The sequence below is a fragment of the Corynebacterium sp. ES2715-CONJ3 genome (assembly GCF_024814365.1).
Lineage (GTDB): Bacteria > Actinomycetota > Actinomycetes > Mycobacteriales > Mycobacteriaceae > Corynebacterium.
Genome location: NZ_JANUXS010000001.1, coordinates 57,025 through 73,501, shown reverse-complemented (window position 1 = coordinate 73,501; position 16,477 = coordinate 57,025). Strand labels below are relative to the sequence as shown.

The window sequence follows — 16,477 nt, the reverse complement described above, 5'->3', positions numbered from 1 at the left end:
TTAAAAAAAATAATACCGATGGAATTCTCGTATACGGCGTTCTCGACCCATAATGCACGATCAATTCGTAGCTCCCGCACGGCGCTCGCTATGATGGGTAATCGTGAATTCGCTCTCGGATCTTCATAATTTCCACCAGGACTTCATCAAAACTCACCCTGATGCTGTACCTGAGTTCCGTGATGCTATCGAGAGGGTGCTAGCAGATGCTGGCTTAGCCTACGATCGGGTCAGCGTACGCATAAAATCGTGGCGCTCCTTGCGCGCTAAGATCAAAAAGAAGCACGCCGATGGCTCCCCTGTTTACCCCAACCCGATTCGTGATATCCACGATCTCATCGGAGTACGTATTACCACCTACCACTCGACTGAGATTCCACAGATCATTGAGGCTTTGAGCGATGAATTCACGGTGCGCCGAAGTGTGGATAAGGCGGAGCAGGCTCGCATTTCAGGAACCTTTGGCTACGGTTCTCACCATCTCATCGTGGAAGTTGATAGTAGAACCAGCGAGTTGTCTAACTATATGGGCCAAGAATTTGAGGTGCAGATTCGTACCGTTCTGCAGCATGCCTGGGCCGAATTCGAGCACGATATCCGATACAAGCGTCGATCGCGTAAATTGTCTCCTCAGGTTGATCGGGCTTTTACCCTTGCTGCAGGCTTGATCGAACTAGCCGATCAACAATTTGATCAGATTGCCGCTATCGAGGAACCTCGCGAAAGTTCCGCGGCCGATCCTGGGGTGGAATTTACTGCCGAAACCTTGCCGGGGATTATCACCATGATCAACGGCAACCAGATCCCTCAGTCGTCTATCTCCAGCTACCAGTGGCTTGAGGAGCTTCTCCACGCTCACGAAATTCGTACTGCTGGCCAACTGGAAGCATTATTGAGCCCTCGGAATATCACCCGTATCCGTGAAGCCATGAATTATAAATTCCGCCCTGGACACGTGCGAGTAATCGACGATCTTCTCCTTGCACAATACGGTCGCGAGCATATCCGCCTCACCGGATCAAGTGGAAAGCACCCTAAACAGCGCGTTCATCGCCTCGAGCGGAGTCTCCCGTTAGTTTCCCACGTCTTTTAACGGTCGCGCCCGATTAAACGATCGAGCTGTCGACGTTCCTTCTTCGTCGGGCGGCCCGCACCACGATCTCGTCGTGGGATGCCTAAATCTCTTGGCGGAGGCGGCGGCGAATGATCGATATAGCACGTTCGAGCTATGCTGGCGCCCACACGTTTTTTCACGGTTTTGGTCACTTCAACATCGGTGAAATGATGATCTGCCCAAACACTAACCCGATCTCCAGGGACGACAAGGTGCGAAGGCTTCACTGCTTTCGCATTCACCTTGATATGGCCTGCCTTGCAGGCATCAGCTGCTTTCGAGCGTGTCTTAAGTAACCGTACCGCCCATACCCAGGAGTCGACTCGAACGGGACTGTTATCGGTCACCATTGATCACGGTAGTTGATAATCGCACGAATTCGCCCGTAGTTCACACCCACTCCAGCTAAGCTAACGGCTGCGGCGATGATGCTGATGCCGATCTGCGAAACTAAAAGCCCTCCCACGGCAGCGGCCAACCCAGCACCGCCCCAAGCGACGGCGGCGCGGGCGTGACTGCGCACGGCTATTTTTCTTTGTTCGGTGCTATGTGGTGATTGAAGAGTCATAGGTTTGATTCTACCCACGTACTTCCGGCATCAGTAAGCCGCGCCCCACCTGCAGTCAGTGCCGCTAGAAAGCTTTCTAACTCCGCTTTTCCACCCGGGTCTACCGCGATTGTAAAATGTGCGCGATGCTTGTACTCCACCTCAGTCACATGAAATCCGCGTCCACGTAATTCGGCTTCTATCTTGCCTGCATCACTGTAGTTGAAGTCGGCTTGAAAAAGATCTTGACGTGCGCGACTGACACTTTCGACTTGATCAAGGCAGCGCATAACAGAATCGGAATAGGCATGTACTAGACCACCAGCGCCCAACTTGATGCCACCAAAATATCGTACGGTCACCGCTGCGATATCTAGGAGTCCGGAACCTCGAAGCACATCCAGCATCGGGGTACCAGCGGTGCCAGAGGGCTCACCATCATCTGAGGATCGCTCGATTGGGTTCGACCCGTCGACGTGGTAGAGGTAGGCGCTGCAGTGATGGCGAGCATCTGGGTAACGGGATCGAATCTCTGCAATAAACGCGCGTGCCTGCTCTTCATCTTCAACCCGAGCGATGAAGGTGAGAAATTTACTGCGCTTGATCTCAAATTCGTTAAAGAATTCTCGATGGGCTCTCGGGCGCCGATATGCTCTTGCCAACGGTTAACTCACCACAAATTCGTATTCTGGCGTTCCAGGCTCAAGGTGTCGGCAGGTAATTCGGGATGCATCCATCCGCGCTTTGAGCCCGTCGATATCGCTAGCAGACCCTAGTTGTAGACCTACCAATGCAGTGCCAGTTTCGCGGTTATTGCGCTTGAGATACTCGAATAGAGTGATATCGTCATCGGGCCCTAGGATGTCGTTAAGAAAGCTTCGCAGCTGTCCGGGCTCCTGGGGGAAACTGACTAAGAAATAGTGCTTAAGTCCGCGTTGCACGAGTGATCTCTCGACGATCTCGGAATAACGAAGGACGTCGTTATTGCCGCCTGAAATCACGCACACGACGATATCACCAGCACCAAATTTCAGATCTCGCAGCGCCGCCACGGAAAGAGCTCCCGCGGGCTCAGCTATAATTCCTTCGTTCTGGTACAGCTCGATCATCTCGGTACACACCACACCCTCACTGACCGTCAACGGGTGCAGCCGACCGAGATTCTGTTCAATTACTTGGTAGTTAATATCCCCTATACGCTTCACAGCTGCTCCGTCAACGAAGGGATCGACAGCTGGAAGCGTCACAGGGCCGTTGGCTTTTAAGGCCGCCTCCAAAGATGGAGCTCCCTTGGGTTCGACCCCCACCACTGCGGTACGAGGCGACAGATCAGCCAAATAACTTAAGATTCCCGAGATCAATCCGCCCCCGCCCACGGGGACCACAATTGTGTCAAGGGTTTTACCCAAGGCCGATAACTGAGAGAGAATTTCTGCCGCCACCGTGCCTTGGCCGATCACTGTATTTGCGGCATCAAAGGGCTCGATGATCGTCGCTCCTGTCTCCAGGGCATAATGATGAGCTGCAGCACTTGCCTCATCGAAATTTGCCCCAGTGACCTCCAAGGTAATATTCTCGCCACCGTGCACCATGATGCGATCCCGCTTCTGTTTGGGGGTAGCTGAGGGTACAAAAATACGACCGTTGATTCCCTTAGTCCGACACGCGAAAGCAACGCCTTGGGCATGATTGCCAGCCGATGCTGCCACAATTCCAGCCTTTTTCTGCTCATCACTGAGCTGTGAAATAGCGTTAACAGCCCCGCGAATCTTATAGGAACGAACATCTTGAAGATCTTCGCGCTTCAGGTAGATCTCGGCGCCCGTTAATTGTGAGAGCCTGGGGCAGAATTGTAAAGGTGTGGTGCCGATTGTTGCAGAAATTCGAGCCTGCGCAATTTGAATATCCGCTGCGTGGATATTAACCGGAGTTTGTGCTGGCGAATGATCTGCTGGGGTACTCATGAGTACCTAGCTTAGCGCTTTAGGTTTCGAGCGAAAAAATCACCTCGGCTGCGGGCTCTCACCAGCTAGTGTGCATCTGGTATCGCGCACCGTGCGGTCAAACCTGCTAACGTCTTTGCTATTGGTGATCACACTGCTTCAATGCGTTATTATCGCAAGGAATCACGCTCACTACAAGACTCACTACATTTATAAAGGAGCAAACGATGCGCCCTCGTTCTATTAGCACCCTGGTGGTCAGCCTAGGTACTGTCGCGGCTCTGATCGCCGTGCCCGCTGGAGCCACCGAAAGTTCCCAAACCAATGAGACCACTGAGACCACCGGCACCACCGGGACAACTGCAGCCCCCACAACTGAGGAGAAAAAACCCGACCACTATGGCAGTGACAAGGGTGCGGATGGCGTAGCTTCTTCCGAGGATGATTTCTTCGAGTTCAACGAGAATGGAGCCCTTGTCCGGATGGGCGACCTCGAGGAAAAGCACCTTCCCATTATTAGCGCAGTATTCGGTCTTTTAGCATCTATTGCCGTTTTCGGGGCTTCGGTATTCCGGGCTTTCCCTGAACTACAGGGGATGCTCAACAACGCTCTTAAGCAGGCTGGGGTGCGCGTTTAATGCGGGTGACCCACAGTGTAGCAGCGGTTATGCTCACCCTTCCGCTCATAACCGGGCACGCAGTGGCCGCAGAGGCGCCCACTAACCAGAAACAGCAGTCAGCGGAACTCATGACCACCGACGTCGAACAGCAGGAGGGGTCACTCTATGAGCAGGCGCTCAAACCTGGTTCCTCTTTAACCGGCAGTACCCCTATCGATCTCACTATGATTGCGGCGGCCTTAGTGGGCGGTGCAGCTCTGATCTACCGCATCATTGCAGAGGGGCCACATAATTTCCTTGTGGGCCTTCGTATGCAAATCGATGATTTCATCGCTCGAACCCAGCAATTATCTACCGTGCTTGTCGGCTGAATAAAGGCGCTGCATATCCAAGCAGCGCCTTTATTCTTTAAGCCAGAATCCCAGGGCCCAAGGTCGCTTTAAGGTCACCCATAAGGCTAGCTGACCGTTCGACTCGAAGGCTTTCACCTAAGATCATTGTGTGCGATTCATCTCCGTCGACAAGGTTGAGATACACATCCGATTCCCCGCTATTAGCCAGCAAGACAGATTTGAGCTTGCCAAGATTCTCCATCGTGCATTGATCGGTGCGCAGGTTCAAACGAACTGGTAACCCGGTTCCATTTCCTATACCCAATTCGGGTATTTTCAGATCATCGCAGAAAACTCCAACCCGATCCTCCCGGATACTGATATGGGCTTTGATGAGAACAATATTGTCTTCAACGATATGTGGACCCACAATGGCATAAGTCTTCGAGAAAACCAGGACCTCAACTTGCACACCAGCATGGTCCTCCACGGTCACAATGGCCCACGGTGTACCATCTTTTTTCGATACTCTCCGATCAACGGCTGAGATGATGCCACCAATCTCGACCTCTTGGCCATGACTGACGTCCTGTGAAGCGATGATCGACAGCGGAGTCTTGGTTTGAGCGGCAAGGGCATCTTCGTAGCCATCGAGAGGATGCGCAGATACATACAGGCCGAGCATCTCGCGTTCGAGAGCCAATTGGTGCTTCTTATCCCACTCCTGATCAGGGACGTCGATAGTGAAAATCTCCGCCGGACTCGAGTCCGAATCGGCGCCGAGACCTGCGAAAAGATCAAATTGCCCCTTATCCATGGCCCTCTTCGGCCCGGTGGCGGCATCAACGGCCTCATCGGAGATAAGTGAAAGTCCCCGGCGCGGATGTCCGAGAGAATCAAAGGCACCCGCTTTGATCAGCGATTCTGTGACGCGCTTATTACAGGCGGTGAGGTCAATTTTATCGAGATAGTCAGAGAAGTTTCTATAACTGCCCTTGTCTTCGCGCGCTTTGACAATCGAATTCACCACGTCCTCGCCGACATTTCGCACCGCTCCGAGTCCGAAGCGGATATCGGAACCCACAGGGAGGAAGTTGAATCGCGATTCATTCACGTCTGGGGACAGCACAGAAATCCCGAGGTGACGACAATCCGCTAGATAGATCGCCATTTTATCTTTTTTGTCCGCCACCGATGTTAACAGTGCCGCCATATACTCAGCTGTAAAATTAGCCTTCAGGTAGGCGGTCCAATAGGAGACCAGTCCATAGCCTGCGGCGTGGGACTTATTGAAAGCGTAGCCGGCGAAGGGCAAAATCACATTCCACAATGCGTCGACCGCTTCCTTGGAAAACCCATTGCTGAAGCAGCCAGTGGAAAATTTCTCGTATTCTGCTTCAAGGACTTCTTTTTTCTTTTTACCCATGGCTTTACGGAAGCCATCTGCTTCACCCGCGGTGTAGTTGGCCAGCTTGCGAGAGATCGCCATGATTTGCTCTTGGTAAACAATCAGCCCATGAGTTTCGGCGAGAATATCTTCAAGGACATCCGCCAACTCAGGGTGGATGGGTTCTTTGGGCTTCCGTCCGTTTTTCCGGTCGGCGTATTCATGGTGCGCGCCCACTGCCATAGGCCCTGGGCGGTAGAGCGCCAAGGATGCCACGATATCGTTAAAGCCAGTTGGCTGCATGCGCTTGAGCAACTCTTGCATGCCAGCAGAGTCGAGCTGGAAGACACCCAAGGTATCTCCTCGGCTCAGCAATTTATAGACTTCAGGATCATGGGTGTCGAGGCTCTCGAGATCCACGGTGGTATCGCGATTGATCTTAATATTCTCGATAGCATCGCCGATAACCGTTAAGTTGCGGAGCCCTAGGAAGTCCATTTTCAACAAGCCTATGGCTTCACATGCTGGATAGGGCCAGCCTGTGATCAGTGCACCGTCATTTGGGCGTTTCCACATGGGAATACAGTCAAGCAGTGGAACTGAGGCCATAATCACGGCACAAGCGTGAACACCCGCCTGCCGTACCACTCCTTCAAGGCCTCGGGCAGTATCGTAGATCTTTTTTATTTCTGCGTCGGCTTCGATGAGTTTGCGAACCTCACCGGCTTCTTGGTAGCGGGGGTGCTCTGGGTCCATAATGCCAGATAGCGGGATATCTTTGGCCATTACCGCAGGCGGGAGGGTTTTAGCGATGCGATCGGCAATTTGGTATCCTGGCTGGCCGTGCAAGGTTCGAGCGGCGTCTTTCAGCGCTTGTTTCGTTTTCACGGTGCCGAATGTAATCACTTGGGCGATCTTGTCCTCACCCCAGCGCTCGGCCGCGTAGCGGATCATCTCCGCTCGGCGGCGATCATCGAAATCGATATCTATATCGGGGGCCGAGGGGCGTTCCGGGTTGAGGAAGCGCTCGAAGAGCAATCCATGCTCAATTGGGTCGATATTGGTGATAGTGAGCGCGTAGGCTACGAGTGCACCTGCGGCCGAACCTCGGCCTGGTCCCACACGAATACCCACCGAACGTGCGTATTTGATGAGCTCCGCGACAATTAAAAAGTACGAGGGGTAGCCCTTCAAATCGATTACTTCGATTTCGTATCGTGCGCGGTCGAGATATTCTTGGGGCACCTCCTGGCCAGGGAACCTCTCTTTGAGGCCTTCTGCGACCTGGTGCTGAAGCCACGAGGTCGGAGTATGTCCTTCCGGTACATCCGCAATGGGCATGCGGTCATGGGGATGTGGCTCCCACAGGCGACCATAGTCTTGAACACGCTCGGCGATCCAGAGGGTGTTATCGCACGCATCCGGAACCAAATGATCCCATAATTCACGCATTTGTGCGGCAGATTTGACATAGTAGCCGCTGCCGTCGAATTTGAAGCGATCTTGGTCGTGCATTGTTTTACCCGTTTGCACGCACAGCATGACTTCGTGGGCATGAGCTTGAGACTCCAAGACATAATGGCAGTCATTGGTCACTAGAGGTGGAAGGTTGAGTTTCTTCCCGATCTCTAGCAATTCGCCGCGAACTCTGTTCTCAATATTGAGGCCGTGGTCCATGAGCTCGAGAAAATAATTGTCTCGTCCGTAGATGTCCTGCCACATCGCGGCAGCTTCTAAGGCTTTATCAAATTGGCCGAGCCTCAGGCGCGTTTGAACGTCGCCGGAGGGACACCCAGTTGTGGCAATAATGCCGGTTGCGTGCTCAGCAATGAGTTCGGCATCCATACGTGGCCACTTGCCCAGTTGACCTTCATACGAGGCCATCGACGAGAGATAAAAGAGGTTTTTAAGCCCCTCAGCTGTTTCTGCCACCATTGTTTGGTGTAGATACGCTCCCGACGCGGAGACATCGTCGGATTTTTGGCTTTCATCACCCCACCGCTGGCGCTTGAGATCGAAACGAGAACCGGGGGCTAGATATGCTTCGATGCCGATAATTGGCTTGATGCCGGCGCCGGTCATTGCTCGGTAAAAGGCGTCCGCGCCAAACATATTGCCGTGATCGGTAATTCCCACTGCTGGCATCTCTTGGCGGGAGACTTCCTCGGCCAGCATATTCACCTTAGCCATCCCATCGAGCATGGAATATTCCGTGTGGTTATGCAGGTGTACGAAGGAAGATTTTTTTGCCATAGGTGTTGAGTCTAGTGTGTTTACTTCACCCGTGCATCTGTCTGGTGGGCTGGGAGATTTTCGAGGTTTTTAGGCTTCTGGCACTATGATGAGCGCTTATGCTGTATGTCGTTTCGGCTTATCTTCTGTGGGGTCTATTCCCTGCTTATTTTCCGCTGCTTGCTGCGGCTTCCCCTTATGAGATTATAGCCCACCGTATTGTGTGGACCGCCGTTATCATGCTGGTCATCATTTCTCTTACGGGCACAGCACGCAGACTGCGCGAGATCGACCGCACAACGTGGGGGTGGTTGTCGTTTGCCAGTATCGCTATTGCATTGAATTGGCTTATTTATGTGATTGCTGTTAATTCGGGGCATGTGGCCGATGCCGCACTCGGGTATTTTATTAACCCTCTTGTCAACGTTCTTTTCGGAATTATCTTTCTTAAGGAGCGCTTGCGTTTTCTCGAGACTATAAGCATCGGCATTGCGGTTCTCGCAGTAGTATTTCTGACAGTGCTCGCAGGTGAGCCCCCAATTATTGCTTTAAGTCTGGCATTTAGTTTTGGTACCTATGGTCTGATTAAGAAAAAAATCAATCTTCCAGCTTCGCTCACCTTGACGGCTGAAACTTTGGTGCTCACTCCTTGCGCTCTAGCGGCGATAGGTTACCTCGAATACTCCGGTCAGGGTAGTTTCGCCTCCGTGGGACCTCATCACAGTGCCCTTCTGATCGCTACAGGCGTGATTACTGCTGTTCCTCTTCTCCTCTTTGGAAAGGGCGCGCGGATGATACCACTGTCAACGGTGGGGATGTTGCAGTATATGACCCCGACTATGCAGCTGCTATGGGCAGTTTTTGTTGTCAACGAGAGCGTCGATTCATGGAAGTGGATGGGTTTTATCCTCATCTGGATCGCTGTTGCCATCTATATGAGCGATACCCTCATTCGCGCCACCAGATCCCATAGATCCCATCGGTCACATAGGACTAATAGGAGACGGGTCGAACGCTAAACAGTCCCCAGCGAGCATCGGAGGGGAGAACCTCGATAGCGAGTACCTCTGAGGCTTGTGCCACCTGATCAAGAGTTGTCGGTGAGGCGTGGACAACAAGCCCCGTCACAGCATTGGGATCGAGGCCTTTCAGCCGAATTTGTTCCTCTAGATGGTCACCCCGAGGTTGAGTAATAGTTTCGGGTATACCAATGACCGCAGCTTCGCCTACCCCCACCGCATTGACTCTTTCGACCGCTAAGACGATCTCGCCGGCCAGGTCGGCGGGGATGGGACGCACAAAACTAATATAGGCAAAAGCGGGGGCATGATGCTCTCGCCTACTCATACGTGATCGCTGCTGATAATCCGCGCGCGTCTCCCCACGTTCTGGCCCTAGTACATCGCCGTTAAAGATCACGGGTGGTTCCTTGGCAGTATCGGCAACAAAGAAGCTATAACCCAAGCCCATCACGGCAAGCGATACAACAGCTAGGCCGACGCGGATAGTATCAGCCGCCATGGCTACTAAGAATTGCCAGCGCGCACTACGTCGAGCGCATGACGGAGGTCCGGTGGATATGGTGAGCAGATCTCCATCCATTTACCCGAGGCGGGGTGCTCGAAACCGAGTCTAACCGCGTGCAGCCATTGCCGCTCTAGGCCTAAGCGCTGTGCCATAACCGGATCGGAGCCGTACATCGGATCACCGCAACACGGGTGATGCAGTGCAGCTGTGTGCACGCGAATTTGGTGCGTCCGCCCAGTTTCAAGGTGTACTTCTAAAAGCGAAGCCTCCACGAAAGCTTCTAGGGTTTCATAGTGGGTAACCGCATATTTACCGTCAGTGGTCACCGCGAACTTCCATCCCGAACTTGGGTGGCGGCCAATGGGGGCCTCAATTGTCCCCTGGAAGGGATCCATATGACCTTGCACGAGCGCATGATAGGTCTTCTTGACGGTCCGCTCCTTAAAGGCGCGCTTGAGTATCGCATAACCGCGCTCGCTCGCCGCCACTACCATGACACCTGAGGTGCCAACGTCTAGACGTTGCACGATTCCGTTGCGTTCTGGGGGGCCGGAGGTAGATATTCGAAAACCCGCAGCGGCTAAACCCCCAACAACAGTGGGACCTTCCCAGCCCACCGTGGGGTGGGCAGCTACTCCTACCGGTTTATCTACCGCTATCACATCCTCGTCAGCATAGAGGATGTCGAGGCCCTCAACAGGTTCAGCTTTGGGTTCTAGCGGCTCCTGTGGCGCAGGAAGAAGCACTTCGAGAAGGCCACCTGGGGTGATCTTATCTGCCTTTCCCAGGATTTTCCCATCGACTGATATATCGCCATTAGTGGCGAGCTCAGCGGCAACGGTGCGTGAAATCCCAAGCAATTTGGACATGGCAGCGTCGACACGCATTCCATCTAAACCTTCGGGGATTGAGAAGGTGCGGTGTTCTCTCACTGGGCACTCCTCTCCGCGAGGAGCGAACGTACCACATAGATCGCGATTCCTATGGTGAGGCAGGCGTCGGCAAAGTTGAAAACCGCGAACCGTGAGACCGAAATATAGTCAACAACATGCCCAAAAAAGAATCCTGGAGGTCGTATCAAACGGTCAATAAGGTTTCCCAGGGTGCCACCGCCGACAAGACCAAGGACGATACCGACCCACACCGTATTAACACGGAACGAAAAAACTAGAATGCCAATGAGCACGACCGTTTTAATGAGCGTAAATAGCCACGTCGCACTCGAGCCCAGGGAGAAGGCGGCACCAGAATTGAAGGCGAGACGAATGCTCAGCCACTCCCCCACGATCGGCCATCTGTCACCGCGGGCGATATTGGCGAGGATCCACTCTTTGATGCCTTGGTCTAGGAGAGCCAAGATCACGATGATCCCCCAGATCATGCCAGTTAAATATAAGCTTTTCGATCTCTGCACCCTCTTATCTTTGCAAAAGGTCCCTCTTTTCGCTACCTTGCCCCCGCTACCAACAGGTAGGCTACGTACATGTTTTCTCTCTCTCGTACCCTTGTCAGTCTTTCGGTAGCCATCATATTGACAGGTATTGCAGGATGTAGTGTCACCGGTGAGCGCGATCAAGTACCGGTTGACCAGGCTGTAGGTCTAGCGCTACAGCCCCCACGAGTTCGACTTATTGAGAAAGGAGAAAGCCCCCGCAACCCCCTGATCTTTCAGGATCACAACACCCCCACTCAAGCAGCGACCGTGAAGGTCGGGTCCTCGCTGAGTCAGCAGATATCGACCGGCGATACGCTCAGCCCCCAGCCTTCCTTAGACGCGGCGTCACCTGCGGTGACCACGCTTAAGGTCACTGCGGAGAGCGTCCCTGCTCAGCAATCCGAAGAGTCCACTCGAAGCGTTTTTCTCAAGGTCCGCAGCGCCAATTCCGATACCGATCTCGATACTGCCCGCGGCTTCGGTTTTGGATGGTTCGCTGACGATTCCGGGAGGATCTCTTCCGTTAATTTTGCTGCTCCCACTCAGGCCACAGATGCTGCTCGAGCCCAGACAGAAGACAGTTTGCTGACCCTGGTGGGGCTACCGGTAATTTTCCCCCAAGAGCCCGTTGGGGTCGGCGCTAGATGGACAGTTGAATCACGGATCACTAGTGCTTCCGCCAGCTACTTACAGGATATGACCTTCGAGCTTCTCGAGCGATCTGGATCTGTGGTGCGACTAGGAGTGAGTGTTCAGCAACGTCCCTCGCAGGGAGCCATCGAGGCTCAAGGGGAAAAACTAGAGGTTATCAGCGCCGAGAGTGTAAGCGAAGGCGAGTTAGTCATTGATACCTCCCACCCGCTGCCTGTTTCCGGTAGTTTAAAAGTTATCGCGCGAGTTATATATGCAGCCGCGGGTAATGAGGTGCGGGTGGTACAAGATAACAGCACCGTTGTGGAGTTCGTTCCACCGCAGTAAAAAGGTAGTGGAGATACTAGGTGCAGCCACCTCCCTGCCCACGGCCACACAGGCGTCATGAGGTCAATAGATTTATAGGAACGAACATGTATATAGGTCCTGTCGCACTGAGCAATTAGAGTCTTTGAGCCAAGATCATAGGGGGAAGATTGTGCAGCTTGCTCGCAGAGATGCCAGTGAAAGCAACCTTCAGCTCTGGAGTGTAGCGTAGGTACGCGGTGCGCACAGGCAGATTGATGATGCACTTATCGACGACTCTAGGCGGTGTGGACGCCGTGAGCGCGCTATCTCATCGAGCATAGGATACCCCCACTGCTGTGGTGAGGGGATCAAGCGGTCCCCGCATTCCCTGCTTCGCGGGGTGCCGGACTCGAGACACCGGGCGGCCGCTGGAGTGCGTGCTCGCACGGAAAGCAGTAAGGCATAGGTGGTGATCGCGCCATCAGCGCTGGTGTATAGCTGGTTTTATGTGGTGAGTTGCTGAAACGCTCTCTATAGCCTAAGCGCATCTTCTCGTCGAGCACGAGATACCACATGCACAACACCCCTTGGGAATCCCAAGGGGTGTGACTTTGCTAGGTTATTTCTTTTTCGGCGCTGATATGCTAACTTTTTCGATCTCCACACTCTGTGCGGGTGGGCCATCGACTGCGCCATCTTTGACTCCATGAGCAGCGATATCCCTAAGAACGTCCATCCCTTCAGGTTCCACGGTTCCAAAGAGTGTGTAGTTAGGGGGCAATGGGGAGTCTTTGTAGTTGATGAAGAACTGAGATCCGTTGGTATCAGGGCCCGCATTAGCCATGGCTACAGTGCCGGCCATATAGAGTCCTTGCGCAGATTCTCCAACCGGATATTCATCGGCAAAGCGGAAGCCGGGGCCACCTCGTCCGGTTCCCTCTGGGTCGCCGCACTGGAGCACATAGATCCCGTCAGTAGTCAGACGATGGCACACCGTATTGGTGTAGAAGCCGGACTTCGCCAGGTGAGCGATAATCGCCGAGGTACAGGGAGCTTTGTGCGGGTCAAGGGTTAAGGGGATATCGCCGCGGTTAGTTTCAAAGACTAAGGAGACCGGGTCAGATAGTTTGTCTTCCGGGAGTTTTTCGGAGATATCACCGAATCCCTCTGCCGTGATACCACACTCAGCGGCGAAAACCGCTGTCGCGTCTTGCGCTGCTTCGCCATTTGGTGCCGTCGATGAGTTATCAGTACTGCACCCTGCGATAAGAGCACCACTACTTAAGGTGATCAGGGCTATCTTGGCTAAGCTCTTCATCAATTCTTCGTCGCCGTCCTGTATCTTTCTGGTTAATATTTTCTACGCTGCTGGTGGGGCTGGTGGCATCTCAGCATCTTCTGGGGACGCTGGCACCCCAGGGTTCTCAGGAGCAGCAGGCTCATTACCTAAGGTCTCATTACATAGCGGTGGGACCTGTTCGGGAGTGACCGTATTGGTAATTAGGGTACAGGCCCAGGATTGGGATAGCTTCCAGTGCCCATCTTCGTAGATGAATTCTACATTCTCCGCTGGTTGAGGTTCCCGATCCGGCAGCATGAAATTGACCGTTGCCAGTACTGAGTCAGGGGTATAACCGGGAAGAATGGGCTGAACCACTTGGAACTCTGCACCTGATTCCAACTTAGAATCGGTCATGACCTGGAAGAGCTCTGGTACAGTTTCGCCACCTTGGACTGTTTTGGTCTTCTCTTCCACTGGCACGTTGGGGTCGGCTGCGAGAGCCAAGAGTGCATTGAGTTCCTCGGCAGTAGGCAGACTGGGGGCCATAGCCTCCGTGGGACTCATCGTGGTCTCTGTAGGGGCCACCGTATCGGTGGTTGCATCGGTATCGGTCGAGCAGGCACTCAAACTGAATGCGGTGGTGGCAGCAAGCGCTAGGGCCGCGATTTTCGACGAGGTCATCAAAGAAATCTCCTTTATCGGTTCACGATCGGATCTAATCCCTCTAGACTATCGCAGGAATATCCTCAGGGCGAAAAATTCTCGCACCACCAGCCACTGTGGCACCCTATATCTATGAGCTCTCCTACCTTGCCCAAGATTGTTGTCGTGACCACCGGCGGAACCATCGCTTCCGTGGCACATGCCGGCGGCGCTCGCCATCCAGAAATTACTGGCGAAAAACTCATCGCCCCGATTCGCCAGCGTTTTCATGATCAGTGCACGTTTGAGGTCAGGTCTGTTGGCGTCATTGACTCGTCCGCCATGACCTTTGCCACCATCGACACCATCGTTACTGTCTGCCACGAAGCCCTGCGCGATCCCACGGTAACGGGTGTCATAGTCACGCACGGAACCGATTCGATGGAAGAGACAGCGATCGCCCTCGATACCTTCCACACCGACGCTCGCCCGATTGTTGTTACTGGCTCCCAGGAACCGTTCGATTCGGAGCACTATGACGGCTACGATAATCTTGCTGATGCTGTAATAGTCGCTTTAGATTCAAGCGCTCGTAATATAGGAGTACTGGTCACCTTCGGTCGCGCGGTCCTAGCCGCACGCGGAATGATGAAATGGCATACCAGAGACTTCCTCGGTTTTGCCACGAATGCACCCGAGGAACCCGAGCGGGCAGAGCCGGTGCCGGTGGTTCCACTTGAAGATATTCGGGTTGACATTATTTATGCTTATCCTGGGGCTCCGCGCACTCTTGTCGATGCTGCTCTAGCAGCTGGAGCGAACGGTCTTGTTGTCGAGGCGATGGGGGCCGGAAATGTTGGTGCTGAGATGGCGGCGGCGTTGATCGACGCCCGTGAGAAAAATATTCCCGTTGTGATAAGCACGCGTGTGCCCAGAGGCGAAGTGAATGCATTGTACGGCGGGGCGGGCGGTGGTAGTACTCTCAAGGCCCATGGTGTCGTAGGCTCGCGCTATTTTCGCAGCGCCCAGGCTCGCGTGCTCCTCGCGATTGCCATCGCCTCAGGCCGTGTGCCGGAAACTCTCTTTTAGAAATCTTCCTCAGCTAGGTTGTCTGGCCACGCCAGGCTCGCTATAGGATCAGCCGGCTCTAGGAGGGGATCGTCGGTTGAGAATGTCTTAATAAATCCCGGGCCTGTCGCGCGGGTTTCAAAACGGACGGTCAGCACTCCGTGTCCACATCCTTGGATCCACCCATGACCATAGTCAGGATGGGAGATATCTTGGGTGGGGCGCCATCCGCCATTATCGTGGGAACTAATATCAACCTCGGTGCTGATTTCTGGGGTCGAGCTACGGACTCCGACCTCGTAGTCAGACTCTGCCGACGCTACTGGTTTACTGGGCAGCAATTCAGGGAATAGCATCTCCTGGCTCGGCATTTCGAGGTTGGAAAAGGATACGCCGACGAGGCGAATAGGTCCTACTTCCTGCGGATAGCGGAGGAGCAATTCCGCTGTCTTTTCTAATAATTGCTGGTCGTCGGTGGCGTAGAGGAAAGAGTGGGAGCGTGTTTCGTTGTGGTGATCGGCCATTTTAAGTTTGACACTGACAGTGCGCGCTCCTCGTCCATCTTTGAGCAAACGTTGGTGAGCGCTGCGAAAAGCGCGCTGCAAAGCCTGGTCCACATCGTCTTTTGCGATCAAATCTTCTGAGTAGGTAAATTCGGCGCCCACAGATTTTGCAATAGCGCGGGGGGCTACGGGACGGTTGTCGTTTCCCCGGGCAATCTCCCACAAAGCTAGCCCTGTGGCTCGACCGAGGGCAATTTCCACTTCTTTTTCTTCAAGCGCGGCAAAATCGGCAATCGTATGAACCCCTAGATCTTTCAATCGGCGGGAAGCCACTGGTCCGACTCCCCATAGTTTTCCTACTGGCAGAGCACCGAGAATTTCGCGCTCATCTTCGTGATTAATAACAGCTACTCCGTCCGGTTTCGCCAAACCAGACCCGATTTTTGCGGCCTGTTTTCCGCTTCCGCACCCAATAGAGCACGTGAGTCCTGTTTCTTCGCGGATTGCTTGTCGCAAGTTTTCAGCCCACGCTGTCACCTCTTCAGCCTCTTGACCATGTAGGTTCTCCGGCTCTAGGAATGCCTCGTCGATAGAGAGCTGTTCGATGAGACCCGCTTTATTTTTCACAATACGGAAGACCCGCTGAGATACTAGTGAGTAGACGTTTTTCCGGGGTGAGATAACTACGGCACTATATCCCACGAGATTTTTTGCTTGGTGCATGGGCATGGCTGAATGGGCACCAAAGGCACGCGCTTCATAGCTAGCGCCCGCTACTACTCCGCGCCCGGAGGTGCCGCCCACAAGGACGGGGCGTCCCTTGAGGGTCGGTTTGGTGAGCTGTTCCACTGAGGCGAAGAAGGCATCCATATCAATGTGCAGTACCCACCTCTTATCCATGCGAAC

At 53.7% G+C, this 16,477-nt stretch carries 17 protein-coding genes; 6 read left to right on the top strand and 11 right to left on the bottom strand.

Annotated elements, in window-relative coordinates:
- Positions 1-103: 103 nt before the first annotated feature.
- On the top strand, positions 104-1,093 hold the full coding sequence (locus NXT00_RS00340; RefSeq protein ID WP_259157640.1) for a GTP pyrophosphokinase family protein: 990 nt from the start codon (positions 104-106) through the stop codon (positions 1,091-1,093).
- On the opposite strand, the gene NXT00_RS00335 is transcribed toward NXT00_RS00340, so the two are convergent.
- The 4 genes from NXT00_RS00335 to ilvA are packed head-to-tail and all read right to left on the bottom strand — an operon-like array spanning position 1,090 to position 3,625.
- On the bottom strand, positions 1,090-1,464 hold the full coding sequence (locus NXT00_RS00335) for an RNA-binding S4 domain-containing protein (RefSeq protein ID WP_259157639.1): 375 nt from the start codon (positions 1,462-1,464) through the stop codon (positions 1,090-1,092). The genes NXT00_RS00340 and NXT00_RS00335 overlap by 4 nt on opposite strands.
- Positions 1,458-1,682 carry a hypothetical protein gene (locus tag NXT00_RS00330; RefSeq protein WP_259076171.1) on the bottom strand — a complete coding sequence of 75 codons (225 nt, stop codon included), beginning with the start codon at positions 1,680-1,682 and terminating at the stop codon, positions 1,458-1,460. The genes NXT00_RS00335 and NXT00_RS00330 overlap by 7 nt, the downstream gene beginning before the upstream one ends.
- Positions 1,679-2,323 (bottom strand): YigZ family protein, encoded by a 645-nt coding sequence (locus tag NXT00_RS00325; protein ID WP_259076169.1) that lies wholly within the window; start codon positions 2,321-2,323, stop codon positions 1,679-1,681. The genes NXT00_RS00330 and NXT00_RS00325 overlap by 4 nt, the downstream gene beginning before the upstream one ends.
- A gap of 3 nt (positions 2,324-2,326) precedes the next feature.
- On the bottom strand, positions 2,327-3,625 hold the full coding sequence (gene ilvA / locus NXT00_RS00320; RefSeq protein WP_259076166.1) for a threonine ammonia-lyase IlvA: 1,299 nt from the start codon (positions 3,623-3,625) through the stop codon (positions 2,327-2,329).
- Positions 3,626-3,831: 206 nt separating this feature from the next.
- Between ilvA and NXT00_RS00315 the strand changes: the two genes are divergently transcribed.
- Together NXT00_RS00315 and NXT00_RS00310 are read left to right on the top strand one after the other, a co-directional pair.
- Positions 3,832-4,242, top strand: a complete 411-nt coding sequence (locus tag NXT00_RS00315) for a hypothetical protein (RefSeq protein WP_259157638.1) — start codon at positions 3,832-3,834, stop codon at positions 4,240-4,242.
- A 29-nt stretch (positions 4,243-4,271) separates the two neighbouring features.
- Positions 4,272-4,595 carry a hypothetical protein gene (locus tag NXT00_RS00310; protein ID WP_259157637.1) on the top strand — a complete coding sequence of 108 codons (324 nt, stop codon included), beginning with the start codon at positions 4,272-4,274 and terminating at the stop codon, positions 4,593-4,595.
- Positions 4,596-4,632: 37 nt separating this feature from the next.
- Here the strand turns inward: NXT00_RS00310 and dnaE are convergent, their stop codons facing one another.
- Positions 4,633-8,196 carry a DNA polymerase III subunit alpha gene (gene dnaE, locus NXT00_RS00305; RefSeq protein ID WP_259157636.1) on the bottom strand — a complete coding sequence of 1,188 codons (3,564 nt, stop codon included), beginning with the start codon at positions 8,194-8,196 and terminating at the stop codon, positions 4,633-4,635.
- A gap of 98 nt (positions 8,197-8,294) precedes the next feature.
- Between dnaE and rarD the strand changes: the two genes are divergently transcribed.
- Complete coding sequence (rarD, locus tag NXT00_RS00300; RefSeq protein ID WP_259076156.1) at positions 8,295-9,194, top strand: EamA family transporter RarD; 900 nt, start codon at positions 8,295-8,297, stop codon at positions 9,192-9,194.
- Here the strand turns inward: rarD and NXT00_RS00295 are convergent.
- The 3 genes from NXT00_RS00295 to lspA are packed head-to-tail and all read right to left on the bottom strand — an operon-like array spanning position 9,169 to position 11,083.
- Complete coding sequence (locus NXT00_RS00295; protein ID WP_259076154.1) at positions 9,169-9,696, bottom strand: hypothetical protein; 528 nt, start codon at positions 9,694-9,696, stop codon at positions 9,169-9,171. The two genes, rarD and NXT00_RS00295, sit on opposite strands and share 26 nt — an antisense overlap.
- Positions 9,697-9,701: 5 nt before the next feature.
- Positions 9,702-10,589 carry an RluA family pseudouridine synthase gene (locus NXT00_RS00290; RefSeq protein ID WP_259077082.1) on the bottom strand — a complete coding sequence of 296 codons (888 nt, stop codon included), beginning with the start codon at positions 10,587-10,589 and terminating at the stop codon, positions 9,702-9,704.
- A 41-nt stretch (positions 10,590-10,630) separates the two neighbouring features.
- The gene (gene lspA, locus NXT00_RS00285; RefSeq protein WP_259157634.1) at positions 10,631-11,083 is read right to left on the bottom strand and encodes a signal peptidase II; all 453 of its coding nucleotides are present in this window, start codon (positions 11,081-11,083) and stop codon (positions 10,631-10,633) included.
- Between the two features lie 102 nt (positions 11,084-11,185).
- On the opposite strand from lspA, the gene NXT00_RS00280 reads away from it, so the two are divergent.
- Positions 11,186-12,115: a hypothetical protein gene (locus NXT00_RS00280; RefSeq protein WP_259076150.1), complete on the top strand. Its 930-nt coding sequence runs from the start codon at positions 11,186-11,188 to the stop codon at positions 12,113-12,115.
- 580 nt (positions 12,116-12,695) lie between these two features.
- On the opposite strand, the gene NXT00_RS00275 is transcribed toward NXT00_RS00280, so the two are convergent.
- Positions 12,696-13,394, bottom strand: coding sequence for a peptidylprolyl isomerase (locus tag NXT00_RS00275; protein ID WP_259076148.1), 699 nt, complete (start codon positions 13,392-13,394; stop codon positions 12,696-12,698).
- Positions 13,395-13,436: 42 nt separating this feature from the next.
- Entirely contained in the window at positions 13,437-14,039 is a 603-nt protein-coding gene (locus NXT00_RS00270; protein WP_259076146.1) for a hypothetical protein, read from the bottom strand.
- A gap of 108 nt (positions 14,040-14,147) precedes the next feature.
- On the opposite strand from NXT00_RS00270, the gene NXT00_RS00265 reads away from it, so the two are divergent.
- Positions 14,148-15,089: an asparaginase gene (locus NXT00_RS00265; protein WP_396124697.1), complete on the top strand. Its 942-nt coding sequence runs from the start codon at positions 14,148-14,150 to the stop codon at positions 15,087-15,089.
- Here the strand turns inward: NXT00_RS00265 and NXT00_RS00260 are convergent.
- The gene (locus NXT00_RS00260; protein ID WP_259076142.1) at positions 15,086-16,471 is read right to left on the bottom strand and encodes a DNA polymerase IV; all 1,386 of its coding nucleotides are present in this window, start codon (positions 16,469-16,471) and stop codon (positions 15,086-15,088) included. The two genes, NXT00_RS00265 and NXT00_RS00260, sit on opposite strands and share 4 nt — an antisense overlap.
- Positions 16,472-16,477 lie beyond the last annotated feature (6 nt).